25 protein-coding genes are annotated in these 24,898 nt (G+C 60.7%); 13 read left to right on the top strand and 12 right to left on the bottom strand.

Annotated elements, in window-relative coordinates; all coding sequences use genetic code 11:
• Nucleotides 1-127: 127 nt before the first annotated feature.
• Entirely contained in the window at nt 128-2,275 is a 2,148-nt protein-coding gene (locus AC1RAC_RS24960) for a methyl-accepting chemotaxis protein (RefSeq protein ID WP_054922293.1), read from the bottom strand.
• Between the two features lie 229 nt (nt 2,276-2,504).
• On the opposite strand from AC1RAC_RS24960, the gene AC1RAC_RS24955 reads away from it, so the two are divergent.
• Entirely contained in the window at nt 2,505-3,824 is a 1,320-nt protein-coding gene (locus AC1RAC_RS24955) for a Na+/H+ antiporter family protein (RefSeq protein ID WP_161793214.1), read from the top strand.
• 185 nt (nt 3,825-4,009) lie between these two features.
• A complete protein-coding gene (gene ctpM / locus AC1RAC_RS24950; protein WP_054922288.1) occupies nt 4,010-5,689 on the top strand; it encodes a methyl-accepting chemotaxis protein CtpM in 1,680 nt (559 codons plus the stop codon).
• Nucleotides 5,690-5,711: 22 nt separating this feature from the next.
• Here ctpM and trhP read toward each other — a convergent pair whose 3' ends face one another.
• Entirely contained in the window at nt 5,712-7,025 is a 1,314-nt protein-coding gene (gene trhP, locus AC1RAC_RS24945; protein WP_089042733.1) for a prephenate-dependent tRNA uridine(34) hydroxylase TrhP, read from the bottom strand.
• A 172-nt stretch (nt 7,026-7,197) separates the two neighbouring features.
• Between trhP and AC1RAC_RS24940 the strand changes: the two genes are divergently transcribed.
• Nucleotides 7,198-8,265 carry an AI-2E family transporter gene (locus AC1RAC_RS24940; RefSeq protein ID WP_019818663.1) on the top strand — a complete coding sequence of 356 codons (1,068 nt, stop codon included), beginning with the start codon at nt 7,198-7,200 and terminating at the stop codon, nt 8,263-8,265.
• A 3-nt stretch (nt 8,266-8,268) separates the two neighbouring features.
• Here the strand turns inward: AC1RAC_RS24940 and AC1RAC_RS24935 are convergent, their stop codons facing one another.
• From AC1RAC_RS24935 to AC1RAC_RS24925, 3 genes are all read right to left on the bottom strand, one after another.
• Nucleotides 8,269-8,451 carry a hypothetical protein gene (locus AC1RAC_RS24935; RefSeq protein ID WP_034125803.1) on the bottom strand — a complete coding sequence of 61 codons (183 nt, stop codon included), beginning with the start codon at nt 8,449-8,451 and terminating at the stop codon, nt 8,269-8,271.
• A gap of 91 nt (nt 8,452-8,542) precedes the next feature.
• Nucleotides 8,543-8,737, bottom strand: a complete 195-nt coding sequence (locus AC1RAC_RS24930; RefSeq protein ID WP_003190284.1) for a hypothetical protein — start codon at nt 8,735-8,737, stop codon at nt 8,543-8,545.
• Nucleotides 8,738-8,970: 233 nt separating this feature from the next.
• Complete coding sequence (locus tag AC1RAC_RS24925; protein ID WP_003190286.1) at nt 8,971-9,336, bottom strand: hypothetical protein; 366 nt, start codon at nt 9,334-9,336, stop codon at nt 8,971-8,973.
• 165 nt (nt 9,337-9,501) lie between these two features.
• Between AC1RAC_RS24925 and AC1RAC_RS24920 the strand changes: the two genes are divergently transcribed.
• Nucleotides 9,502-10,320 carry a shikimate 5-dehydrogenase gene (locus AC1RAC_RS24920; RefSeq protein ID WP_492617071.1) on the top strand — a complete coding sequence of 273 codons (819 nt, stop codon included), beginning with the start codon at nt 9,502-9,504 and terminating at the stop codon, nt 10,318-10,320.
• Between the two features lie 147 nt (nt 10,321-10,467).
• Here the strand turns inward: AC1RAC_RS24920 and AC1RAC_RS24915 are convergent, their stop codons facing one another.
• Nucleotides 10,468-11,118 (bottom strand): YceH family protein, encoded by a 651-nt coding sequence (locus AC1RAC_RS24915; RefSeq protein WP_014717951.1) that lies wholly within the window; start codon nt 11,116-11,118, stop codon nt 10,468-10,470.
• A 117-nt stretch (nt 11,119-11,235) separates the two neighbouring features.
• Here AC1RAC_RS24915 and AC1RAC_RS24910 point away from each other — a divergent pair, with 117 nt between their 5' ends.
• On the top strand, nt 11,236-11,745 hold the full coding sequence (locus tag AC1RAC_RS24910; RefSeq protein WP_003190292.1) for a DUF1993 domain-containing protein: 510 nt from the start codon (nt 11,236-11,238) through the stop codon (nt 11,743-11,745).
• A 68-nt stretch (nt 11,746-11,813) separates the two neighbouring features.
• Here AC1RAC_RS24910 and sstT read toward each other — a convergent pair whose 3' ends face one another.
• Nucleotides 11,814-13,034: a serine/threonine transporter SstT gene (gene sstT, locus AC1RAC_RS24905; protein WP_492617070.1), complete on the bottom strand. Its 1,221-nt coding sequence runs from the start codon at nt 13,032-13,034 to the stop codon at nt 11,814-11,816.
• 241 nt (nt 13,035-13,275) lie between these two features.
• Here sstT and AC1RAC_RS24900 point away from each other — a divergent pair, with 241 nt between their 5' ends.
• On the top strand, nt 13,276-14,430 hold the full coding sequence (locus AC1RAC_RS24900; RefSeq protein ID WP_492617069.1) for an MFS transporter: 1,155 nt from the start codon (nt 13,276-13,278) through the stop codon (nt 14,428-14,430).
• Between the two features lie 4 nt (nt 14,431-14,434).
• On the opposite strand, the gene nhaR is transcribed toward AC1RAC_RS24900, so the two are convergent.
• On the bottom strand, nt 14,435-15,337 hold the full coding sequence (gene nhaR, locus AC1RAC_RS24895) for a transcriptional activator NhaR (RefSeq protein WP_034125797.1): 903 nt from the start codon (nt 15,335-15,337) through the stop codon (nt 14,435-14,437).
• 134 nt (nt 15,338-15,471) lie between these two features.
• On the opposite strand from nhaR, the gene AC1RAC_RS24890 reads away from it, so the two are divergent.
• From AC1RAC_RS24890 to mnmH, 4 genes are all read left to right on the top strand, one after another.
• A complete protein-coding gene (locus AC1RAC_RS24890; RefSeq protein ID WP_060764289.1) occupies nt 15,472-15,723 on the top strand; it encodes a hypothetical protein in 252 nt (83 codons plus the stop codon).
• 31 nt (nt 15,724-15,754) lie between these two features.
• Nucleotides 15,755-16,504: a TerC family protein gene (locus tag AC1RAC_RS24885; RefSeq protein ID WP_492617068.1), complete on the top strand. Its 750-nt coding sequence runs from the start codon at nt 15,755-15,757 to the stop codon at nt 16,502-16,504.
• A 93-nt stretch (nt 16,505-16,597) separates the two neighbouring features.
• Nucleotides 16,598-17,632: a selenide, water dikinase SelD gene (gene selD / locus AC1RAC_RS24880; protein ID WP_492617067.1), complete on the top strand. Its 1,035-nt coding sequence runs from the start codon at nt 16,598-16,600 to the stop codon at nt 17,630-17,632.
• Nucleotides 17,632-18,735, top strand: coding sequence for a tRNA 2-selenouridine(34) synthase MnmH (gene mnmH, locus AC1RAC_RS24875; RefSeq protein ID WP_492617066.1), 1,104 nt, complete (start codon nt 17,632-17,634; stop codon nt 18,733-18,735). The genes selD and mnmH overlap by 1 nt, the downstream gene beginning before the upstream one ends.
• Nucleotides 18,736-19,153: 418 nt before the next feature.
• On the opposite strand, the gene AC1RAC_RS24870 is transcribed toward mnmH, so the two are convergent.
• Nucleotides 19,154-20,209, bottom strand: coding sequence for a permease (locus AC1RAC_RS24870; protein WP_492617065.1), 1,056 nt, complete (start codon nt 20,207-20,209; stop codon nt 19,154-19,156).
• 58 nt (nt 20,210-20,267) lie between these two features.
• Nucleotides 20,268-20,969, bottom strand: a complete 702-nt coding sequence (locus tag AC1RAC_RS24865; RefSeq protein WP_492617064.1) for a histidine phosphatase family protein — start codon at nt 20,967-20,969, stop codon at nt 20,268-20,270.
• Nucleotides 20,970-21,219: 250 nt separating this feature from the next.
• Between AC1RAC_RS24865 and AC1RAC_RS24860 the strand changes: the two genes are divergently transcribed.
• The 3 genes from AC1RAC_RS24860 to hemB all read left to right on the top strand — a co-directional run bounded on the left by AC1RAC_RS24860 (nt 21,220) and on the right by hemB (nt 23,855).
• On the top strand, nt 21,220-21,918 hold the full coding sequence (locus tag AC1RAC_RS24860) for a glutathione S-transferase N-terminal domain-containing protein (protein WP_105226389.1): 699 nt from the start codon (nt 21,220-21,222) through the stop codon (nt 21,916-21,918).
• Between the two features lie 3 nt (nt 21,919-21,921).
• Complete coding sequence (locus AC1RAC_RS24855) at nt 21,922-22,764, top strand: PhzF family phenazine biosynthesis protein (protein ID WP_492617063.1); 843 nt, start codon at nt 21,922-21,924, stop codon at nt 22,762-22,764.
• 116 nt (nt 22,765-22,880) lie between these two features.
• A complete protein-coding gene (gene hemB, locus AC1RAC_RS24850; RefSeq protein ID WP_016977356.1) occupies nt 22,881-23,855 on the top strand; it encodes a porphobilinogen synthase in 975 nt (324 codons plus the stop codon).
• A 51-nt stretch (nt 23,856-23,906) separates the two neighbouring features.
• Here the strand turns inward: hemB and AC1RAC_RS24845 are convergent, their stop codons facing one another.
• Together AC1RAC_RS24845 and AC1RAC_RS24840 are read right to left on the bottom strand one after the other, a co-directional pair.
• Complete coding sequence (locus AC1RAC_RS24845) at nt 23,907-24,293, bottom strand: hypothetical protein (protein WP_054898814.1); 387 nt, start codon at nt 24,291-24,293, stop codon at nt 23,907-23,909.
• The coding region (locus AC1RAC_RS24840; protein WP_492617062.1) for a scabin-related ADP-ribosyltransferase at nt 24,290-24,898 on the bottom strand (609 nt) is incomplete at its 5' end. The genes AC1RAC_RS24845 and AC1RAC_RS24840, both read right to left, overlap by 4 nt.

Here is a 24,898-nt window from a genome sequence, read left to right as displayed (position 1 = left end):
ACTGGCGCACCGCTGCTCAAAATGTGGGAGCTGGCTTGCCTGCGATAGCATCGACTCGGTTTACCTGAAATACCGAGGTGTCTGTATCGCGGGCAAGCCCGACCCCCACAGAAAAGCCTAGCTACATTCAGACCCGAAACTGATCCATCAACCCCTGCTGCTGGTTCGCCAGGCTGTTCAACGCCTGGCTGACCCGCGCCGATTCATTGGCCTGCTCCGACAACGATTCGGTCACATCGCGAATGGTCGCCACGTTGCTGTTGATCTCTTCGGCCACGGCGCTTTGCTCTTCCGCGGCGCTGGCGATTTGCAGGTTCATGTCGCTGATCACCGTGACCGCATCGCCAATCTGGCGCAAGGCGGTGACGGCCTGGCCGACCTGTTCGACGCTGCCCTGGGCCTGGCGATAGCTGTTGCCCATGGAACCGACCACGTCGCTGGTACCGGTTTGCAATTGTTCGATCACCAGGCGGGTTTCTTCCACCGATTCCTGGGTGCGCCGTGCCAGGTTGCGCACTTCGTCGGCGACCACGGCAAAACCGCGGCCGGCTTCACCGGCGCGAGCGGCTTCGATGGCGGCGTTGAGCGCCAACAGGTTGGTCTGCTCGGCGATGCCGCGAATCACTTCGAGCACCGAGCCGATCTGTTCGCTGTTGGCGGCCAAGCCTTCAACTTGGGTCATAGCGGTGCTCATGTCGGCGGCGAGCTCGCCAATGTTGGCGGTGGTGCGGTCGATAACCGTCAAGCCTTGGCGAGTCGCCTGGTCGGCATCTCGGGCGGCTTGGGCCGCCTGGGCGGCGCTGCGAGCCACATCCTGAGCGGTGGCGCTCATTTCGTGGGATGCGGTGGCCACCTGATCCACCTGACGGTACTGCTGCTCCATGCCGGCGCTGGTTTGCGTGGCAATAGCGGCGGACTGGTCGGCGGTGCCGCGAGCGTCCTGCACCGAGCGTTTGACCTCGGCAATGATCGGCTGCAGCTTGTCGAGGAAACGGTTGAACCAGCCGGCCAATTGGCCCAGTTCGTCCTTTTTGGCATAGGCCAGGCGCCGGGTCAGGTCGCCTTCGCCGCTGGCGATATCCTCAAGCATGTGCGCCACGCCGAGGATTGGCCGGGTCACGCTGCGTGCCATCAGCCACACCAGGATCAAGCCGACCACGGCGGCCAGCAGGCCCAGGCCCAGTTCCAGCAGGGTGCCTTTGGCGTTGTCGGCGTCCAGCTGGTTTTTCAGCGCTTCGGCGGGGGCGACCAGGACTTTTTCCGGTACATCCAGCAATACGCCCCACGCCTTACCGCCGGGAATCGGCGCAAAAGGCGCCAGTACCTTGAGTTGGTGGTCGGTGCGCAGGCTGCGGGTCTGGGTACTGCTGGCCAAGGCACTGGTCAGCTGTGCGCCGCTGGCCGGGTCGACCTGCTCCAGGCGTTGGCTGAGTTTGCTGGCATCCGGGCTGTAGCCAGCCAATAAGCCAGTGGCGCTGAGGATGCTGACCTGGGTCTGGCCGTCGTACAGTTTCTGGCTGGCCTGTTGGCTGACCGCCTGCAGGCTGTTGAGGTTGATATCCACCGACAGCGAGGCGATGACTTTGCCATTGACCATCAGCGGGAACACGATGCTGGTCATCAGCACGTTCTGGCCGTCGATCACATAGAAGTAGGGCTCGATCACGCAGGGCTTGAGAGTCGTGCGCGGGCAGGTGAACCAGGCGTTGGCCTTTTCGCCGCTGGGGCCGATGGAGGTGTCGGCCATGTCGCTCTCGGGCAGCGCCATCGAGGTGATTTTCCCCGGTGTCGGTTGCGACCAGTACAGCGCGAAACGGCCTTTGTCATTGCTGCCCAGTTCCGCCTGATTGGCGAACAGTTCGTCCTTGCCGTCCAGCGCATTGGCTTCGAACACCAGGGACAGGCCGAGCAGGTCGGGGTTGGCCTGCAGGGCGGCCTTGACCTGGCGCGTCAGGTCTTCACGGGTGTCGAAGGCATCGAGAAAGCGCTTCTCGGCCTGCTCGCGCAAAAACAACACCTGGCGGGAAAAGCCATGGCCGTACTGGTAAGCATCCATGAACTGCTGGCGAATGCCCAGCGCTTGCACTTCGCCTTGGGCCTCGATGCGCGACTGGGCAGCTTCGTCGAGCATCTGCATGCTGGACGCCTTGACCTGCTGCGAGCTCTGCGCCATGCGATACAGCGACAGACCCACCAGCAGGGTCACGATCCCCAGCAGGCAGAGGCCCGCCAGCAGGGTGATTTTCCATTGAATGGAGAGCTGCCTGAGCGACATCGGGACATCCTTACCTGAAAGCACATAGAGACAGCGTATCGGCCAGTGCCGGTATTTCTTTATCTGTGCAGAGGGCTTTGTCTCACCACAGTTTTTGACATGACAGCCCAGCTCCTGCAAAGTGCGCGCCCTCTAATAAGACCTCTTTCAAGCCTGCACGCCGGCAGCTGTTCCCTTGGGCCGCGCGCGGGCATGCCTGTCTTTTTTGTTTCTGCTTGAGGTAACCATGATTAACGCAGTCATCGCCGCGGTCGGCACCATGCTGGTACTCAGCCTGTCCCGCGTGCATGTGGTCATCGCCATTATCGTCGGCGCCCTGGTGGGTGGCTTGACCGGTGGTCTAGGCATCGAGGCCACGCTCAAGGCCTTCAACGGCGGGCTGGGCGGCGGCGCAACCGTGGCCTTGTCCTACGCATTGCTCGGTGCTTTCGCCGTGGCGATTGCCAAGTCCGGCCTGGCCCATGCGCTGGCGGACAAAGCCTTGCTGCTGGTGGACCGCCAGGACGCCAGCGGTGGCAACCACGTCAAATGGCTGCTGATCGGCCTGTTGTGGGTGGTGGCGATTGCCTCGCAGAACATCTTGCCGATCCACATTGCGTTTATTCCGCTGCTGGTACCGCCGCTGCTGTATGTACTGACCAAGCTGCAACTGGACCGTCGCCTGATCGCCTGCGTGATGACCTTCGGCCTGATCACCCCGTACATGTTTCTGCCGGTGGGCTTTGGCAATATCTTCCTCAATCAGATCCTGCTGGCCAACGTCGCCAAGAGCGGGGTGGATATCAGCGGGGTCAACGTCACCCACGCCATGGGCCTGCCGGCGCTGGGCATGGTGGTCGGCCTGCTGGTGGCGGTGCTGATCAGCTACCGCAAAAAGCGTGTGTACGACCTGAAGAAAATCGAACGTGTCGAGCAAGTGGCGGTGCAGTACAACCCGCTGACCCTGCTGGTGGCCGGCCTGGCAATTGCCTCGGCGTTCATCATCCAGTTGTGGCTGGACTCGATGATCATCGGCGCCCTGGCCGGGTTCCTGATCTTCTCGGTGTCGGGCATCGTGCGCTGGCGCGACACCGATGACCTGTTCACCGAAGGCATGAAGATGATGGCGATGATCGGCTTCATCATGATCGCGTCCTCAGGCTTTGCCGAAGTGCTCAAGGCCACCGGTGACGTGAACTCGCTGGTGCAAGCCTCGGCAGCGTTCATCGGCCATAGCCGGGGCGTCGGCGCGTTGTTGATGCTGCTGGTGGGGTTGTTGGTGACCATGGGCATCGGCTCGTCGTTTTCCACGGTGCCGATCCTCGCGGCGATTTTCGTGCCGCTGTGTGTGCAGTTGGGCTTCAGCCCGGTGGCCATCGTGTGCATCGTTGGTACCGCCGGTGCCTTGGGCGACGCCGGTTCGCCTGCCTCGGACTCCACCCTAGGCCCCACCTCCGGCCTGAACATCGACGGCCAGCACCACCATATCTGGGACACCGTGGTGCCGACCTTCCTGCACTACAACCTGCCGCTACTGGCGTTCGGCTGGCTGGCCGCGATGACGCTCTGATCCAGGCGAGAACCTCTGTGGCGAGGGAGCTTGCTCCCGCTGGGCTGCGAAGCAGCCCCAAAAAAGCGTGCGGGCGCTGCGCACCCCAGCGGCAGCAAGCTGCCTCGCCACACAAGCTCGCTCCTACAGTAATCGCTCACATGGCCGTTAACCTCTCAAGTCGCCACTAACAAGAGAGAAAAGCCATGCGTCTGAGTTTGAAGGCCAAAGTCCTGGCCCTTGCTGTCGTGCCGGTGTTGTTGTTTGCCGTGGTCATCAGCCTGACCACCGTGTGGATTCTGCAGGGCCAGGCCCGCAACGAGGTGGATGAAACCCGTCAGCGCCTGCTCAACGACGCCAAGGCCACCCTGCAAAGTTATGTCGAGGTGGCCATGACCACCATCAAGCCGCTCTACGACGCGGCAGCCCCCGGCGACAGCGCGGCGCGGGCGCAGGTGGTCAAGTTGTTATCCAATACCAGCTACGGCAAAGACGGCTATTTCTTCGGCTACGACTCCGAAACCATCCGCCTGTTCAAGGGCAACAGCCCGGACGGCGTGGGCAAAAGCTTCAAGGACAACCGCGACCCCAACGGCGTCTACGTCAACCGCGACCTGGTGAAGGTCGGCAAGGACGGCACCCACTACCTGCAATACAGCTCGACCCAGCCCGGCCAGACCGAGCTGGTGCCCAAGCTCGGCTATACCGAGTATCTGCCCAAGTGGGACATGGTGATCGGCACCTCGGTGAACCTTGATGGCATCGACGCCCAAGTGGCGGTGGTGCAGGCAAAAGTCGAGAAGCGCATGCAAGGCGTACTGTTGAGCATCCTCGGCGTGGCCGTGGTGGTGTTGCTGGTGATCGCCGCCGTGGGCATGCTGCTGGCCAATACCATCCTGCGCCCGCTGCACCTGATGAAAGCCAACCTCGATGACATCGCCGCGGGTGAAGGTGACCTGACCCGCCGCCTGGCCATCACCAGCCAGGATGAACTCGGCGACCTGGCCGGTGCATTCAACCGCTTTGTCGATAAAATCCACGGCCTGGTGCGCCAGATCACCGACATGACCGCCCAACTCACCGGGCTGGTGAGCCAGGTGTCCGACCAGGCCCAGCGCTCAGAGCAGGCCATGGAACGCCAGCGCCACGAGACCGACCAGGTGGCCACCGCGATCAACCAGATGTCCTCGGCGGCCCACGAAGTGGCACGCAGTGCCCAAGGCGCCGCCGTCGCTGCGCAGCAGACCGACGCCGAAGGCCAGGCCGCCAAGCGGGTGGTGGACGGCAGCATCGCGCAGATCCATGCGCTGGTGAACGACATTCGCAGCAGCGGCGTGTCCCTGGACAGCCTGCAGCAGGATGTGTCGTCAATCGTCAGTGTGCTCGGCGTGATCCGCTCTATCGCCGAGCAAACCAACCTGCTGGCGCTCAACGCTGCCATCGAGGCCGCACGGGCCGGGGAGGCTGGGCGTGGCTTTGCCGTGGTCGCCGATGAAGTGCGTGCCCTGGCCAGTCGCACCCAAACCAGCACCCAGGAAATCCAGGGCATGATCGATCGCCTGCAAAAAGGCACCGAGGCGGCCGTGGACGCTATGCGCCGCTCCAGCGATGCCGGCGACGGCACCTCGGCCCAGGCCAACCAGGCCGGCGCGTCCCTGGACACCATGGCGCAACTGATTGGCACCATCAACTCAATGAACGCCCAGATTGCCAGCGCCGCGGAAGAGCAGACCGCCGTGGCGGAAGAGATCAACCGCAGCGTGCATCAGATTGCCGTAGCGGTGGACAGCGTGGCGGACGAAACCCAGTTGGGCGCTCAGACGTCTCGCAGCCTGGCAGATCTGGGCCAGCGCCTCGGGCAGTTGGTAGGCCAGTTCAGGATCTGATCCATCCAACCCACGGCAGGGTTTAAACGTCGCGCATCAGCAGGCCAAAACGCAGGTCCATCTGCGCCGGAATCGGCACATACACCGTATGCCCGTCCCCCGGCGCCAGCTCAATGCTTTCGCCCTTGGCGTTATGCAGGCTCGGCAAGTCAAAATGAAAATTGCCGGCGGGCGTCATCAACTCCAGGTGGTCGCCCAGCACAAAGCGATTCTTCACCTTCACCTCGGCCAACGCGCCACGGCGCTCGCCGGTCAGCTCCCCGACAAACTGCTGGCGCTCGGAAACCGAGCTGCCGTTCTGGTAGTTCTGGTATTCATCGTGCACGTGGCGGCGCAGGAAACCTTCGGTGTAGCCACGCTGGGCCAGGGACTCGAGGTTGGTCATCAAGCCGCGGTCAAACGCCCGGCCGGCCACTGCGTCATCGATGGCCTGGCGGTACACCTGGGTGGTGCGCGCGCAGTAGAAGTGGGACTTGGTGCGGCCTTCGATCTTCAACGAATGCAAGCCCATCTGTGCCAGGCGCTCCACATGCTGCACGGCGCGCAGGTCCTTGGCGTTCATGATGTAGGTGCCGTGTTCGTCTTCGAAAGCAGGCATGGGGTCATCGGGGCGATTGGCCTCTTGTAGCAGGAACACCTGATCGGTGGGCGTGCCGATGCCCAATGTGGGTTGGTATTCATGGACGATATCGCCAGTGGCATTCTCCACTGCCGGCGTGGCCTGGTATTTCCAGCGGCAGGCATTGGTGCAAGTGCCCTGGTTGGCATCGCGTTTGTTCATATAGCCCGACAGCAGGCACCGCCCGGAATAGGCCATGCACAAGGCGCCATGTACAAACACCTCCAACTCCATCGTCGGCACCTGCTGGCGGATTTCGCCAATCTCTTCCAGAGACAGCTCCCGCGACAGAATCACCCTGCAAATGCCTTGTTGCTGCCAGAACGCCACGCTGGCCCAATTCACCGTATTGGCCTGCACCGACAGGTGGATCGGCATCTGCGGGAAGTGCTGGCGCACCAGCATGATCAGCCCAGGATCGGACATGATCAGCGCATCCGGGCCCATGGCGATCACGGGCGCCAGGTCCTTGAGGAAGGTCTTGAGCTTGGCGTTGTGCGGCGCAATGTTCACCACCACGTAGAAGCGCTTGCCCAGGTCATGGGCTTCCTGGATGCCGAGGGCCAGGTTGGCGTGGTCGAACTCGTTATTGCGCACCCGCAGGCTGTAGCGCGGTTGGCCGGCATAGACCGCGTCGGCACCGTAGGCGAAGGCGTAGCGCATGTTTTTCAGGGTTCCGGCGGGAGCGAGCAGTTCGGGGGCAGTTATCGGGCGCATGGGTGTGGGTCGCAAAAAGGCGCGAGGGTAGTGCTGGAGCGATAACGGGATATTGACCCAGGTCTAAATAACGCGATCTATGCTTGTTCGATAAACAAGGGCACTCCCACGTTTGGCTGCGGACTAAGCAACAGGGCCGCCATCGGCCCTGTTTTTCTGACATGGACCGGACATGAATCAAACCAACCTGCAATTCAAAACCCTGTTGCTGCTACTGGCCTTGGTCACCGTGGCTTTTATCTGGATATTGCTGCCGTTCTACGGTGCGGTGTTCTGGGCGGTGATCCTGGGCATTATCTTTGCGCCGATGCAGCGCCGCCTGCAGCAACGTTTTAGCTGGAACCGCAACCTGACCTCCCTGACCACCTTGATGGTGTGCCTGGTGATCGCGATTCTGCCGGTGATCATCACCAGTGCTTTGCTGGTGCAAGAGGGGGCCACGCTCTACAAAAACATCGAGAGCGGCAAACTCGACGTAGCGGGTTATATCGAGCAATTCAAGAACGTTTTACCGCCGTATTTCCAGCAGTTGCTCGACCGTTTTGGCATGGGCAACCTCGAAGGGCTGCGGGAAAAAGTGGTCAAGGGCGCCATGCAGGGCAGTCAGTTCTTTGCCTCCCAGGCGTTCAGCTTCGGCCAGGGTACGTTTGATTTCCTGGTGAGCTTTTTCATCATGCTGTACCTGCTGTTTTTCCTGCTGCGCGATGGCCCGGAACTGGTACGCAAGGTGCGCACGGCAGTACCGTTGGCCGAGCCGCAAAAGCGTCGCCTGCAGCTCAAGTTCAACCGCGTAGTGCGCGCCACGGTCAAGGGCAACGTGCTGGTGGCTGTGACCCAAGGTGCGCTGGGAGGCTTGATCTTCTGGTTCCTGGACATCCCGAGTGCCTTGCTCTGGGCCGTGCTGATGGCGTTCCTGTCACTACTGCCTGCGGTGGGTGCCGGGCTGGTCTGGGGGCCGGTGGCGGTTTATTTCCTGTTGAGCGGTTCGATCTGGCAGGGCGTGGTGCTGGGGCTGTTCGGGGTGTTCGTGATTGGCCTGGTGGACAACGTGCTACGCCCGATCCTGGTGGGCAAGGACACCAAGATGCCGGACTACCTGATCCTGATCTCGACCTTGGGCGGCCTGTCGGTGTTCGGCCTTAACGGCTTTGTGATCGGGCCGCTGGTGGCAGCGTTGTTCATGTCGTGCTGGGCGTTGTTCGTCGAAACCAAGCCGCGGGTCAAGTTGCCATTGCCGTAGCTTTCAGGCCTCGAGCCTGAAGTCGGTTGCCATTCGGCGCTGTGTCTCGGCATCGGATAACGAAGTGAGCGGGCCGCTGATCGGCTCGCCATCGCGCACAACGTACCAGCAGGCGAGCAAGCCCAGTTTGCGCAGAGGGGCGGGGACGGCGCTGCCGATGACGGACATGATTTGAATAGTGGGCATAAGTACCTCCAAACGTTATGGAGGTCACCTTACGGTTTGCCGGTGCCTGGGAAAAATCACCTGGCTCGATAGTCGACATCAACGTCAGGCGTTAGTCCACCACCTGGTCGAGCATGTTCACCACTTCGTGCTCACTGAGCAGGCCCTTGCGCACCAGGTTTTCTGCCAGCAATGCCAGGAACTTGGCGCTGCGATGGCCTTCAAGGTGCTTGAGTTCAGTCAAGGCGCTGTAGACCTTGCTGGAGGTGCAAAGGCCGGCGGTGCGGTGCGGGTTTTGTGTGGGCATGGTCAATCGTCCTTAATTGTTATTGGTTGGACTGAGTCGATAGTGCGACTGTTTTGTGACGCAAACATGACAGCGCAGCCCGTCATCGATCAAGAGGATATTTGACGCTTATCATGTGGGATTGCTGCTCGTACGTTGTTCTCACAGCGACACTGGCAGGATTAATCCGGACTTCCCAGGCAAAAAAAGGCCCCGCGTGTGGGCGAGGCCTGTGGCTGTCAACGGATTAAAACTTACCAACCATGGCGGTAGTAGCCGTGGGGCGGGCCGTAATAACCGCGAGGCGGCCCATAATAACCGCGCGGTGGGCCGTAGTAGACGGGCGCCGGGCGATAGTAAACCTGCTGTTGCACATACACCGGTGGCGGTGGCGCGTAGTAGACCGGCGGCGGAGCGGCATACACCGGCTGCGGCTGCACATACACCGGTTGTTGCACGTACACCTCACGCGGCTGGCTGGCAACCACAGAGCCGACTACCGCTGCGCCGACAAGCGCACCGAACACGGCCGGGCCACCCCAACCACCACCGTGGGCGGAGGCTTGGCCGGCCATCGCGAGTGCGCCGATAAGCAAGGCGATCCTGGGGAGTTTACGCATGATGGTCTTTCCTCGGTTAGCCCCTGCGCTTGTGGTCTGCAATCAATAGACTCAAGGATTGTCGCGGGGATACTTTTAAGACAACGTATTTCGAGAAAACAGCACGGCCAATGGGTAAAGGTTGTGTAAGGTCTGTACCGATTTGCTTACTTCAAGGAGTTATCCATGCAGATGCACCCCAACAAGGACACCCAACTGTGCATGTCGCTGTCGGCGCGCCCTGGGAACTTTGGCCTGCGTTTTCATAACCACCTGTATGAACAGTTGGGTCTGAATTTTTACTATAAAGCCTTCAGCAGCCAGGACTTGCCCGGCGCGATCGGCGGTATCCGCGCCCTGGGTGTGCGGGGTTGTGGGGTGTCCATGCCGTTCAAGGAGGCCGCCATTGCTTTAGTGGACGAACTCGACGATTCGGTTCAAGCCATTGACTCCCTGAATACCATCGTCAACACCAACGGCCACCTCAAGGCTTACAACACCGACTACATCGCCATCGAGCAATTGCTGAAAAAACACGCGGTGCCCAAGGACTCCAGCTTCGCCCTGCGCGGAAGCGGCGGCATGGCCAAGGCGGTCGCCAGCGCCTTGCGTGACGGAGGGTACGCCAATGGCGTGATCGTGGCGCGTAATGAGGTGGCGGGCCAGGCATTGGCCAGGAACCTGGGGTATCAGTGGCAGGCGGATCTGGGCAATCTGCGGCCACAGATGCTGATCAACGTGACGCCCATCGGCATGACCGGCGGGGTCGAGGCGGATGCGTTAGCGTTTGAGGCCAAGGCAATCGATCAGGCTGAGACGGTCTTCGATGTGGTGGCGATCCCGGCGGAAACGCCGTTGATCGTGCGGGGGCGTGCGCAGGGCAAGCGGGTGATTACCGGGCTGGAAGTGATCGCTATTCAGGCGTTGGAGCAGTTTGTGCTTTATACCGGCGTGCGGCCTACGCAGGAGCAGTTCGAGGCAGCGGTGGCCTTCGCCCGCAGCTAAAGTCTTACACCAATCCACTGTGGGGGCTGGCTTGCCTGCGATAGCGCCTTGCCAGCCGACGCTTCTCTACCTGACACCCCACGATCCAACTGTGGGAGCGGGCTTGCTCGCGAAGGCCGCAAGCCAGCCCCCACATGTTTATCTGCATTATCCCTGTTCCAGCTGCGCCAGCCGTTCTTCCAGTGCGGCAATCCGCGCTTCCAGCTCTTCAATGCGCTCCACCGAAACAGCCCCCGCGCTACGCTCTACCGGATTCCCCCGTGCGGTCATAATCGCCTCAATATCCGCTGGGTCCCCCAGCGCATGGGTGTACCGGTCTTCCCGCTGCCCCGCCTGACGCGGCACCAGCAGCGCCAGTCCTCGTGCAATCAGGCGTTCGAGCTGATGCACAACCTGTTCGGCATCCTCAAAGTCATGCATACGCCCACTGCGGGTGAGCAACTCATTGACGGTCTGCGGCCCCCGCAGGAACAGCAGCCCGGTCAGGATCACCTGGGCCGGCACCAGTTCCAGGGCCTTGTCCACACGGTGCTCCCAGCGGTCGGCGCGGCTGCCCATCACCAGGCGCGTGAAGCCTTGGCCTTCGAGCGCGCGCAGGCTCTGGCCGACCTGGCCTTGGCTGAGGTTCATCACCGGCTCGCGGCTGGTCTTCTGGTTGCAGGCCAGCACCAGGGCGTTGAGGGTGAGGGGGTAGGTTTCCGGGTTGGTCGCCTGTTTTTCGATCAGGCAGCCCAGGATGCGGATTTCCGTGCTGTTCAGGCGCGGCTCAGGGGTGTCGGTGTCGTGCTCGGCGGTCATCGCGCTTTCCCTATGCAGTGAAGCTCACCAGCGTAATCCTCAAAAAATAAAAGACAAGCACCGGGCATGGCTATAATCGCCGCTGGTTCCAACCCTGCCATTATCAGTGAGACTGACATGACCATTTCCCTGTACGCCGCTTCTATCCCAGTCTTCAAGCAAATGCTCAACGCGTTGAGCGATGTGCTGAACAAAGCTGAAGCCCACGCCAGCGCCAAGAACATCGAGCCCAACGCCTTGCTGCAAGCGCGCCTGTTCCCGGACATGTTCCCGTTGGTGCGCCAGGTGCAGATCGCCGTGGACTTCGCCAAAGGTGTGTCGGCACGCCTGGCCGAGATCGAAGTACCGAAGTACGAAGACAGCGAAGTCACCTTTGCCGACCTGCAAGCGTTGATCGCCAAGGTCCTGGCCTTTGTCGACACCATCAAGCCCGAGCAGATCGACGGCAAGGAAGGCATCGAGATCGTCACGCGCCCAGGCACCCCGAAAGAGAAGCGCTTCAGCGGTCAGTCCTACCTGCTGACCTACGGCCTGCCGCAGTTCTTCTTCCACGTCACCACCGCTTATGCGCTGCTGCGTCATAACGGTGTGGAAGTGGGCAAGCGCGATTACATGGGCGCGTTCTAAACCCGCAAGCACAAAAAAGCCCGGTGCCGTTCTCTGCGAACGGCACCGGGCTTTTTTATGGGGCTGTGTTAAGCGGCCTGTTCTTCCTTGCCCAAACACGCCGCCGCGGTAAACAGCACATCGGTAGACGAGTTGAGTGCGGTTTCCGCCGAGTCCTGCAGCACGCCGATGATGAAACCGACGGCCACTACCTGCATGGCGATTTCACTGGGGATGCCAAACAGGCTGCACGCCAGGGGAATCAACAGCAGCGAACCACCCGCCACCCCCGATGCACCGCAGGCACACACCGCAGCGACCACGCTGAGCAGCACGGCGGTTGGCATGTCCACGGCGATGCCCAGCGTGTGCACGGCCGCCAGGGTCAGCACGGTGATAGTGATGGCGGCGCCGGCCATGTTGATGGTGGCACCGAGGGGGATCGACACCGAGTAGGTGTCTTCATGCAGGCCCAGGCGTTTGCTCAGCGCCAGGTTGACCGGAATGTTCGCCGCCGAGCTGCGGGTGAAAAACGCGGTGATGCCGCTTTCGCGCAGGCACATCAGCACCAGCGGGTAAGGGTTGCGACGCAGTTTCCAGAACACGATGGCCGGGTTGATCACCAGTGCCACGAACAACATGCAGCCGATCAGCACGACCAGCAGATGTGCATAGCCGAGCAGGGCGTCGAAACCAGAGGTGGCGAGGGTGGAGGCCACAAGACCGAAGATACCCAGCGGGGCGAAGCGGATCACCACGCGTACGATCAGGGTGACGCCGTTGGACAAGTCGTCCAATACCGTACGGGTGGACTCACCGGCATGGCGAATAGCGATGCCCATGCCGATGGCCCAGGCGAGGATGCCGATGAAGTTGGCGTTCATCAGTGCACTGACCGGGTTATCCACCACACTGAGCAGCAGGCTTTGCAACACTTCGCCAATGCCCCCAGGAGCGCTCACCGTGGCGTCATGGGTAGCCAATACCAGGAACGACGGAAACATCATGCTGGCAACCACCGCAACCACGGCGGCGGCAAAGGTGCCGAGCAGATACAGGAACAGGATCGGGCGGATATGGGTTTCCTGGCCATGCTTATGGTTGGCAATCGAGGCCATGACCAGCACAAACACCAGGATTGGCGCGACAGCCTTCAGCGCCGTGACAAACACCTTGCCGATAAAACCGGTGGCGCGCGCGGCCTCGGGGAACAGCAGGGCCAGCACGATCCCGGCAATCAGGCCGATGACAATTTGGGAGACCAGGCTGACGCGCATTAAACGTTGCAGCAGGGAAGGGGCAGCAGTCATAAAGAGTTGTCTCTAGTTTTTTTAGTAGGGCACAGCATTGCAGGCAGAAAGTACTGTAGGAAGTAGGCGCGAAGTCTAGCATGCTGTAGGGCACGTCTCGTTTGCTGCGGCATTCCGTCACCCGTTTCAGCCGGGCTTGGTCAAATCCGGACATGTTCTGTTAAGATTCCCCCCTCTCATCTTTCCTCTCCGTCAGCGGGCCCTTCGGGCTGTCGTTGATATCGTCGTTTCTGGAGTTTTCATGTTGTTTCCTATCCTGCTGCTGTCAGCCGCCGGTTTTACCGTGCTGACCACAGAATTCGTCATCGTCGGCCTGTTGCCGTCGATTGCTCGGGACCTGAACGTCAGCGTGTCCCAGGCGGGGCTGCTGGTGACGCTGTTCGCGTTCACCGTGGCCGCGTTCGGCCCGTTCCTCACGGCCTACTGCGCGCGCTTTTCGCGCAAGCGCCTGTTTATCAGCATCCTGATCATGTTTGCAGCGGCCAACACCGTGGCGGCTTTGGCGCCGAATATCTGGGTGATGGCCGTGGCCCGTTTGATTCCCGCCTTGGGCTTGCCAGTATTCTGGGCCCTCGCCAGCGAAACGGCGGTAGACATTGTCGGCCCTGAGTTCGCCGGGCGTGCGATTGAAAAAATCGGCTTTGGCATTGTTTGCGCCACCGTATTTGGTATTCCGGTGGGCACGCTGATTTCCGATATGTTCGGCTGGCGCACCGCGTTCGCCATGCTCGCTGTGATTGCCCTGGCCAAGGCATTGCTGCTGTATCTCTATCTGCCGGTCACCCCGGCCAAGCACCAGCAGGGCAGTCTGCGTTCGCAATTCAGGATCCTGCGCAGCCCCGTGATGCAGGGGCATATCCTGCTGTCGATCCTGGTGTTCAGTGGCATGTTCACCGCCTATACCTACCTGGCAGATATCCTTGAGCGGCTGGCCGGCTTCGACGGTACATTGGTGGGCTGGTGCCTGATGGGCTTTGGAGCGGTCGGGCTGATTGGCAACTCCCTTGGCGGACGCGCCGTGGATCGTCACCCATTGATCGCGTCCATGGTGTTCTGCGGGTTCATGATCGCGGGCATGGTGGCGGTGGTGCCGGCGATTCACTCGACCATCGGCCTGGCCGCGGCGATGGCGGTGTGGGGCGTGACCCAGGCGGCGATGTTCCTGGTCAGCCATGTGCGCTTGATGAAGGCCGCGCCCCATGCACCGGCGTTTGCCGCGTCGCTGAATATCGCCGGCGCCAACCTCGGCATTGGCCTGGGCGCGATGGTGGGCGGGCATGTCATCGACACTCTGGGCCTGGGCAGCCTGGGGTTTGCCGCTTCGGGGTTTATCCTGGTGTCGATCCTGCTCGCACTGTGGCTGATGACCGCCAAACCCACGGCGCTCAATGCCTGAGCGATCAGGGCAGGGCGGTAAACAACTCCCGCCGGGCACCCTCGGTAATGGCCACAATGCCGGGGTGCTTGACCTTGCGCTCCACTGAGATCGCATAAAACGACTCGGTCACTGCATCGGTCTGGCCGATCAGCGCCACGCCGTATTGGCGCACCACCTCGTCGGCGATCACGCTGGGCGCGATAAAAATCCCACTGCCGGATTGCCCGAAGGCCTGCATCAAGGCGCTGTCGTCGAACTCGCCGATGATGCGGGGTTGAATCTGCTGTTCGGCAAACCAGCGCTGCAAACGGCTGCGCACCACGGTCTCAGCGCCCGGAATCAACAGCGGTGCGCCCTGCAAACACTGTGGGAAATCCCCCCCATGCTGGTCTGCCAACGCCTGGGTGGCGAAAAAACTGATGCCGCATTCCCCCAGCTTCTGGCTGTAGCCCTTGATGTCCAAGTGCGTGGGCATGGGGCTGTCGGAAATCACCAGGTCCAGGCGCTGGATCGCCAGGTCGGCCAGTAGACGTTCGAGTTTGTCTTCACGGCAGGTGATGCGGATCGGTTCGCTCAACTCCATGGTCGGCGCGATCAGCCGGTACACGATGGATTTGGGCACCACATCCGCCACCCCAACGCGGAACGGGATCTGCTGCTCGTCAGGCTGGGCGCGCAGCATCGCCTCCAGTTCATTGCCGGTCTGGAACATCTGCTCGGCGTAGGGCAGCGCCTGGCGCCCGGCTTCGGTCAGTTCAAGCTGGCGCCCGACCCGCTGAAACAGGGCAATACCGAAGGTCTGCTCCAACAGGCTGATCTGCCCGCTGATGGTCTGCGGCGTGAGGTTCAATTGCTCACAGGCGCGCACGATGCTGCCGGTCTTGGCCACCACCCAGAAGTAATGCAGTTGTCGATAATTGAGCATCACGGCCTACACTTCGTAAAAATCGAAGTATACGCGATAAAAATACGAATTTTCCTGAACTGTTCGCCTGCATAGAATGCCTCGCTATCGAGGGGCCACTACTTGGACCCAAGGGTTCTAACGAGGAATACATCATGAAACTCAATTCCCTGGGCGCGGCGTCGTTGCTTGCGCTTTCATTGATAGTGGTCAGCGGCTGTGATCAAGTCGAGAAAAGCGCGCAACAGGTATTAGGCAAAGCCACCGAGTCGGCCAAGCAGGCCATCGACGACACCCACAAGGCCGCCGAGCAGGCATTGAGTGAAGCCACCCAGGGCTTGATCAGCCCTGAGAAGCAGGAAAAAGACGCCGAAAACGCTGCTGAATCCGACACCAAAGAAACCTAATTCCCCAGCACTACCACGTCAGGACTGACCTATGGATTACCTTCTACAACTGGCCGCCAGCCCCACCGCCTGGGTCGCACTGGCGACCTTGATCGTCATGGAAATCGTGCTGGGCATCGATAACCTGATCTTTATCTCGATCCTCACCAACAAACTGCCGGAGAAGCACCGGGCCAAGGCGCGGCGCATTGGTATCAGCATGGCGTTGATATTGCGCCTGGGCCTGCTGAGCACCATCGCATTCATCGTGCAATTGACGACACCGGTGTTCGAAGTGTTCGGCCAGGCGTTCTCGTGGAAGGACATGATCCTGATCTCCGGCGGCCTGTTCCTGGTGTGGAAGGCAACCACCGAGATCCATCACAGCATGGACCCGGAGCCTGAAGAGAAGGCAACCGTCAGCAACACCGTGACCATCGGCTTTGCCGCCGCCATTGGCCAGATCCTGATGCTCGACCTGGTGTTCTCCATCGATAGCATCATCACCGCAGTGGGCATGACTGAGCACTTGCCAATCATGATCATTGCCGTGGTGGTCTCGGTGATCGTGATGCTGGTGGCCGCTGAGCCGTTGGCCAAGTTCATCAACGACAACCCGACCGTGGTGATGCTGGCCCTGGGCTTCTTGATCATGATCGGCATGACGCTGATCGCCGAAGGCTTCGGCGCCCACGTACCAAAAGGCTACGTGTATGCGGCCATGGCGTTCTCGGCTGCGATCGAATGCTTGAACATCGCCCGGCGCAACCGGCACGCACGTTTGCTCGCTGCGCGCCAGTAACCGCTGAACAAACAGGCCGGCTGTGCTCACAAGAGCCCAGCCGGCCTTTTGCTGTCTGCTAGAATCGGCCCACTTGATAGCTTGAGGTCTCCCATGAACGAGCCGATTCGCCTTACCCAGTACAGCCACGGTGCGGGTTGCGGTTGCAAGATTTCGCCCCAGGTCCTGGAAGTGATCCTCGCGGGCAGCGGTGCACAGAACCTCGACCCCAACCTGTGGGTGGGCAATGCCTCCCGCGACGATGCGGCGGTATACGCCATCGACGACGAGCGCGGCGTGGTGTCCACCACGGACTTTTTCATGCCGATTGTCGACGACCCGTTCGACTTCGGCCGCATCGCCGCCACCAATGCCATCAGCGATATCTACGCCATGGGCGGCGATCCCTTGATGGCCATCGCCATTCTCGGCTGGCCGGTCAATGTGCTCGCGCCGGAGATTGCCCGCGAAGTGATTCGCGGCGGTCGGGCGGTGTGCGACGCAGCTGGCATTCCGCTTGCGGGCGGGCATTCCATCGACGCGCCGGAGCCGATCTTCGGCCTGGCCGTGACCGGCATGGTGCAAAAGCGCCATATGAAGCGTAACGACACGGCTACCGCCGGTTGCCGCCTGTACCTGACCAAGCCCCTGGGCATCGGCATCCTCACCACCGCCGAGAAGAAGGGCAAGCTGCGCGAGGCGGATATCGGCCTGGCGCGTGACTGGATGTGCACCCTCAACAAGCCGGGCAGCCGTTTCGGCAAGTTGGCCGGTGTGACGGCCATGACCGATGTCACTGGTTTCGGCCTGCTTGGCCATCTGGTGGAAATGGCCGATGGCAGTGGCCTGACGGCCCGTATCGACTATGCAAAGGTTCCGCGCCTGCCGGGGGTGGAGTATTACCTGGACCAGGGGTGTGTGCCGGGTGGCACCTTGCGCAACTTCGAGAGCTACGCCAGCAAGCTGGGGCGTGTGCAGGAGCTGCACAAGCGCGTGCTGTGCGACCCCCAGACCAGCGGTGGCCTGCTGATCGCGGTTACTGCGGAAGGTGATGCCGAGTTCCACGCCGTGGCCGCCGAGCTGGGCCTGGCCCTTGAGCCTATCGGTGAACTGCTGGAGCGACAGACCAACGCGGTTGAGGTGATTTGATGGCGACGGACATCACCGATTACCGCGACATTTTCCTCAACGACCGGCCGATGATGGATACCCGCGCGCCGGTCGAATTCACCAAGGGCGCGTTCCCCGGGGTGATCAACCTGCCGCTGATGACCGACGATGAGCGCCAGCGAGTCGGCACCTGTTACAAGCAGCAAGGCCAGCAAGCGGCGATCGTGCTGGGGCATGAACTGGTGTCGGGGGCAATCAAGGCCGAGCGCATCGAACAGTGGGCGCAGTTTGCCCAGGCTAACCCCAATGGCTACCTGTACTGCTTTCGGGGCGGCCTGCGTTCGCAGATCGTGCAGCAATGGTTGAAAACCGAAGCGGGCATCGAATACCCCCGCGTCGGCGGTGGCTACAAGGCCATGCGTACCTTCCTGCTGGAAACCCTGGAGCAGGCGACTGCCCAGTGTGATTTCGTACTGCTGGGCGGCATGACCGGCACCGGCAAGACCGAAGTGCTCGGCCAACTGCGCAATGCCCTGGATTTGGAAGGGCACGCCAACCATCGCGGTTCCAGTTTCGGCAAGCGCGCCACGGCGCAACCCTCCAATATCGACTTCGAAAATCGCCTGGCGGTGGATTTGCTGAAGAAGCGTGCAGGTGGTATCGAGCAGTTTGTGGTGGAGGACGAGAGCCGCATGATCGGCAGCTGTGCGCTGCCGCTGCCATTGCACAAGGGTATGCAGACGTTTCCTATGGTGTGGCTGGAAGACAGCGTCGAGGGCCGTGTCGAGCGCATCCTGAAGGATTACGTGGTGGATCTGTGCGCCGAGTTCATTGAGGTGTTTGGGGAAACCGGCCAGCGATTATTTGCCGAGCGCCTGACCCAGAGCCTGGCCAATATTCACAAGCGCCTGGGCGGTGAGCGTTTCCAACGGCTGCAGGCGGTGTTGCAGCAGGCCCTGGCCGAACAGGCACGCAGCGGCGCAGTGGAGCTGCATCAGGTATGGATTGAAGGCTTGCTGCGTGAGTATTACGACCCGATGTATGCGTTCCAGCGCGAGAGCAAGAGCGCGCGTATCGAGTTTGCCGGGGAGCAGGGTGCGGTGGTGGAGTATTTGCGCGAGCGAGCAGCTCGGGTGGGGTGACCTTTCGGACGCCATCGCAGGCAAGCCAGCTCCCACCTTTGTATGTATTCACACTTAAAAAGGTGGGGGCTGGCTTGCCTGTGATGAGCATAGGTATCTACACAACTTCGGCGCGACGCTGGACCTGTGGCGAGGGAGCTTGCTCCCGTGATGGCCTGGCAGCCGACGTTGATCGAGCTGACGCACCGCGATCCAACTGTGGGAGCTGGCTTGCCTGCGAAGACGGCCTGACAGTCAACACAGTTGGACCCTGTACATATCCATTCCTGCGGTAACGGCCACCTAGGGTTCCGCCCTGACGGCGGCTCACTTTGCAAAAGCCGGGATGCCGGCCCAGGCCAAAGTAAGCAAAACGCTCTTGCCCCACCACTCGGCACCTCGCCTATGCTGCGATGAGGCCATCAGCCCCACTTGAAATCTAAAGAATTACCGCTCCAATCAACCCACACACCACCCCCACCAGCATGGTCAAGCCGGCCACCGTCACCAGCACCCGCGCATCGAAATCCTTGCGCAGCATCAACAGCGACGGCAGGCTCACGCTCGGCAGGGTCATCAGCAAGGCCACGGCCGGGCCGGTGCCCATGCCCAGGGCCATCATGGTTTGTACGATGGGAATCTCTGCCGCTGTCGGAATCACAAACAGCGTGCCCACAATCGCCAGCGGCACCAGCCACACCAGGCTGTCGGCCATCGCCCCGTCCACATGAGGGAACAGCCAAACCCGTGCCGCGCCGAGGATCAGCACCGCCAGGATATACACCGGGATAGTGCTCCAGAACAGCTGCCACAGCGTGCGTAACCAGCGGCTCAGGAACGGTTGCGACTCCACCGTGCTGACGTCGGCAACGGCCTCCAGCGCGGCTTCCGGCACTTGGTCCGGGCGCGCAATACGCTGTGCCACCAGGGACACGCCCACCACCAGCACAATCCCCGCCACCAGCCGCAGCGCGGTGAAACCCCAGCCCAGCACAAAGCCCATGAACACCAATGTCGCCGGGTTCAATACCGGGTTGGCAATCCAGAACGCCAGCGCCGCGCCGACCGACACGTGCTGGCGGCGCATGCCCGCCGCCACCGGGGCCGCGCAGCAGCTGCACATCATCCCCGGCAGGGCGAACAGCCCACCGCGCAGGGTCGAGCCCAGCCCGGCGCGGCCAAACAGGCGCAGCAGCCAGTCGCGGGGGATCAATACCTGCAGCAATGAACCGAGGATCACTGCCAGTACGGCGGCTTTCCAGATGGCCAGGAAATACACCTGGGCATAGGCCAGCGCCGCCGCCAGAGGCGAGCTTTGCTGGTCATTGAGAATCGAGGCGCCAATGCTGTGGTTGTCGGCCGCTACAAACGCCTTTAGGTAGTAGGGCGACCACTTCACATAGTAGAGGCCGATGCAGGCCACCAGGAGAAACAGCGCAGGTTTGCACCAGAATGCCCAGCCGCGGTTGGGCTGGGTGGAAGCGAGGTTGGACATGGAGATGATCCGCAGGTGAGTCGATAGCCCGGCATCATACGCCCCTGCGGCCCAAGCTTCAGATATCTGCGCTGACCTGGGTCGGGTCCGGGCAGTTTTCCCCGCCGTTATTCAGCCCTTGCTTGTAGTTGCGGCTGAGCAGCGAAGCCTTGCCGTTGTGCCAGGTCAATGTCAGCACGTACAGGGAGTCGTAGTCATTTCCAGACCAATCATTGGTAATGGTGTGTTTTTCGCCGGCGGCTTCGCTGGCGACTTTGTTGATCAGTTCCGGCAAGTAACCATGGGACCAGGCCGTGTAGATGGTCGCGTTGCGGTACTTGTCCTCGACCAGTTCTTCGGCCAGGGCACTGGTGTCATTCGCTGAGAACTCGATGTTCACCGGCAGGCCGAGCTTGATCGCGCTGGGGCTGATGGTGATCAGTGGGCGAATGTAGCTGTAGGAGTTATCCAGTTCGCCTTCCTCGACGTTACGCGTCGGGTTGGCAGCGAACACATAGTTGGCTTTGCCGAACTTTTCCGGCAACAGAGTCGCCAGGTTCATGGCGCGGTTCAGGCCCTGGCAATTGAGTTGGCCCAGGCCTCCGGCCGGTTTTTCGCCGTGGCGCAGGAATACCAGGGTTTGTACGCCATCGACCGGTTGCGCACGGCTTTCACGGGCGTCCAGGGCGGTGACGATGGCAGCGCTGACCAGCAGCAGCGGCAATACCATGTAGGAATAACGTTTGAGTTGTGGCACAAGGCGCAGAGGCTTGATCTTCATGATAGGTTCGAGTCTTCGTGCGTCGGGTTAAGGCGGACAAGCCCGGCCCCAGTGACGCATCAGCGTCCTGCGGTGTTCCCTGTCGATATAGCAAGCAGCCTCCATTCATTGTTCGGGCGCTCTTAAGAGTGCATTCGGGCGCTTTGGTTCGCCCACGCGGGATACTAGCCGGCAAATGTTGCGCAACGATGACCCATGCACGACGGCAGGCAGATGACTATGATGGGGCTTTCCGACCAGGGGGTTCTCGATGAACGCACTCGCCGCTTTCCCGATCAATAGCAAATGGCCCGCCCAGCACCCAGAACGCCTGCAGCTGTATTCGCTACCAACGCCCAACGGCGTCAAGGTGTCGATCATGCTCGAAGAACTGGGCCTGCCTTACGAGGCGCACAAGGTCAGCTTCGACTCCCAGGACCAGTTGTCTCCCGAGTTCCTGTCCCTGAACCCCAACAACAAGATCCCTGCGATCATCGACCCCAACGGCCCGAGTGGGCAGCCGTTGGCGTTGTTCGAATCCGGCGCGATCCTCATTTACCTGGCGGAAAAGACCAGCCAGTTGCTCTCCGAAGACCCGGCCACGCGCTATGAAACCCTGCAATGGTTGATGTTCCAGATGGGCGGCATTGGCCCGATGTTTGGCCAGTTGGGGTTCTTCAACAAATTCGCCGGCAAGGCTTATGAGGACAAGCGCCCGCGTGATCGCTACGCCGCCGAATCGCGGCGCTTGCTGGGCGTGCTGGAAAAGCGCCTGTTGGGCCGCACCTGGATCATGGGCGACGAGTACAGCATCGCCGACATTGCGACCTTTCCGTGGGTTCGCAACCTGATCGGGTTCTACGAGTCCGGTGACCTGGTAGGCATCACCGACTTCCCTAACGTACTGCGCGCGTTGGACGGCTTTGTCGCACGTCCTGCGGTGATCCGTGGCCTGAACATTCCGAGCTGATGCATGCCGACTTTCGATTTTCAACAACTGGATGTATTCAGCAGCGTGCCGCTCAAAGGCAACCCCTTGGCCGTGGTGCTGGGGGCCGATAGCTTCACCGACCAGCAGATGGCGGACTTTGCCAATTGGACCAACCTCAGCGAAACCACGTTTTTACTGACGCCGCGCGACCCACGTGCTGACTATCGGGTAAGAATCTTCACCACCCTCAAAGAGCTGCCGTTCGCCGGGCATCCAACCTTGGGCAGTTGCCACGCCTGGTTGGAGGCTGGCGGCGTGCCACGTGGGGAGGAGATTATCCAGGAGTGCGAAATCGGCTTGGTGCGTATTCGTCGCCAGGGTGACCAACTGGCGTTTATCGCGCCGCCATTGTTGCGTGCAGGGCCCGTGGAGGCGCCGTTGCTGGAGCGCGTGCGCCTGGCTTTGAAGCTGGCGCCCGAGGCGATTGTGCGCAGCCAGTGGGTCGATAATGGTGCGGGTTGGCTGGCGGTGATGCTGGCTGATCGTGACGCGGTGCTTGCGTTGCAACCGGACTATGCGCAACTGCTGGGTCTGGCCGTAGGGGTGATCGCCCCCTGTGATCCGACGCGTGATGCGGTGGACGCGCAATTTGAAGTGCGCGCTTTTGTCGCTGGCGATGGCGCCGCCGAAGACCCGGCCACCGGCAGCTTGAATGCCGGCGTGGCCCAATGGCTGCTCGCCGAGGGTCTGGCGCCCAGCCGTTACGTGGTCAGCCAAGGCACGGCGATTGGGCGAGCTGGGCGTATTCATATCGAGCGCCAGGGCGATGAAATCTGGGTGGGAGGCGCCGTAGCGTTGTGCATCGAAGGGCGTCTACAGCTGTAGATCAATGAATTGTTACGCACCCGGCAATACACTATTGGCCCCTCGGCATTTGTGTTGCCGGGACTTGGGGGCATAAGCTTTCGCCCCAAAGTGTTCAGCCATTTTTCAGGATTGCCATGACCAGCCAGTTCCCCCAAGCCCGTCCACGTCGCCTGCGCCGCTCCCCGGAATTGCGTGGCCTGTTCCAGGAAAGCGAATTCACCCTCAACGACTTGGTACTGCCGATTTTCGTCGAAGAAGAAATCGACGACTTCGTGCCCATCACCAGCATGCCGGGTGTGTTGCGCATTCCTGAGAAAAAACTCGCCGGTGAGATCGAGCGTTACGCCCGCGCCGGCATCAAGTCGGTGATGACCTTCGGTGTGTCCCACCACCTCGACGCCAGCGGCAGCGACACGTGGAAAGAACGCGGCCTGGTTTCGCGCATGTCCTCGATCATCAAGGACGCCGTGCCGGAAATGATCGTGATGTCCGACACCTGCTTCTGCGAATACACCGACCACGGCCACTGCGGCGTGATGCACGGTGCCCATGTCGACAACGACGCGACCCTGGTCAACCTCGGCAAGCAAGCCGTGGCCGCCGCCCGCGCCGGCGCCGACGTGATCGCCCCGTCAGCGGCGATGGACGGCCAGGTCCAGGCCATCCGCCGCGCCCTGGATGACGCCGGCTTCACCCACATCCCGATCATGGCCTACTCCACCAAATTCGCCTCGGCCCTCTACGGCCCCTTCCGAGAAGCCGGCGGTAGCGCGCTCAAGGGCGACCGCAAAAGCTACCAGATGAACCCGATGAACCGCCGCGAAGCCGTGCGCGAATCGCTGCTGGACGAACAGGAAGGCGCCGACGCGCTGATGGTCAAGCCTGCCGGTGCCTACCTCGACATCATCCGCGACATCCGCGAAGCCTCGCGCCTGCCGGTGGCGGCGTACCAGGTGAGCGGTGAGTACGCGATGATCAAGTTCGGCGCACAGGCCGGGGCGATTGATGAGGATCGAGTGGTGCGCGAGACGTTGGGGTCGATCAAGCGGGCGGGGGCGGATTTGATATTTACGTATTTTGCGATGGATTTGGCGTTGGCGGGGATTTAAAGGCGGCGTTTAGCCCTGTGGCAAAGGAGGTTAGTTGCCACGGGGCATCCGCTAGATCTGCACCGATTCAGCCCATCGCTGGCAGAAATCATGCTGCTGTTGTATATCATTGGTGAGATCGTTTTCCTCGTGAGCGAATATATGTACAACCTCCCCATCTGGCCGCCCCAGTGTTAGCTCGTAAGCAATAAGACCATTTGACATATGTGAGGACATACCTGATGTATGAACGTTAATTTTTCCGCCTTTGCAAAGAAAAACGGTGTCTTTCATATCCGCTCTCAATACACCGAAGCAGTCGTATAAATCCATTGCTGTATAGGTTTTTTTTGTCCCATTGCTTAGCAAAAGATAAAGGGTGGGCTTGCCTCCTTCGTATTCGATCACTGCGCTGTCACGTATACCGTTTTTAATGATGGTGATTTCACGCGATTTCATGGGTATTTCCTATTAGGGTTCAATATTGTGTATCCCTTGAAGGTACCGTCTTCGTTGACTGGCGATGCACCTAAAATATCCTTGGTATCAATTCGTCCAGGAATTGCGATTTCTAACTCGTTTCTATGTTTGGAACGTGCGCCCAACGCTTTATTTACGTCTATTCCAGGGATTTTTTTTAGGGTGTAAAGAAAGCCTTCCTCGAAGCCAAAATTTGAAGCGAATACCAAGGCTTGTTTCCTTGAGGTCGAAGTAGGGACGAAATTGCTGGGAGGGCTGGCATTATTCAACGTGTGCAGGAATAGGTCTGTGCTGGCGCCTCTACTTTCAAAACCTCTTTCAAAAATTTCATCTGGCTCTCTTAAATCCCCGCGAAATAGATATTCTCTTTTTTTATCTGAGCTGGGGAGCGAGGGAGCCCCCTCATCTACCTTTGCCTGGCCGTGGGAGGTTTCAGTACGTTGATGTTGCGTACATCCATCTGCATCTGGACACGTACTTAAGCCTAGCTGATCCACCCACCCCGTAGGATTGGGCACATACCGGTACCCATTGATCCCACCCGCCAACCTCACCGGGTCCGGTGTCAGGTAACGACCAATATC

It is taken from the genome of Pseudomonas sp. GW823-FHT02F05, from assembly GCF_058797315.1.
Note: the sequence above shows the minus strand (reverse complement) of the source record. Positions and strands in the feature narration are given on the sequence as shown.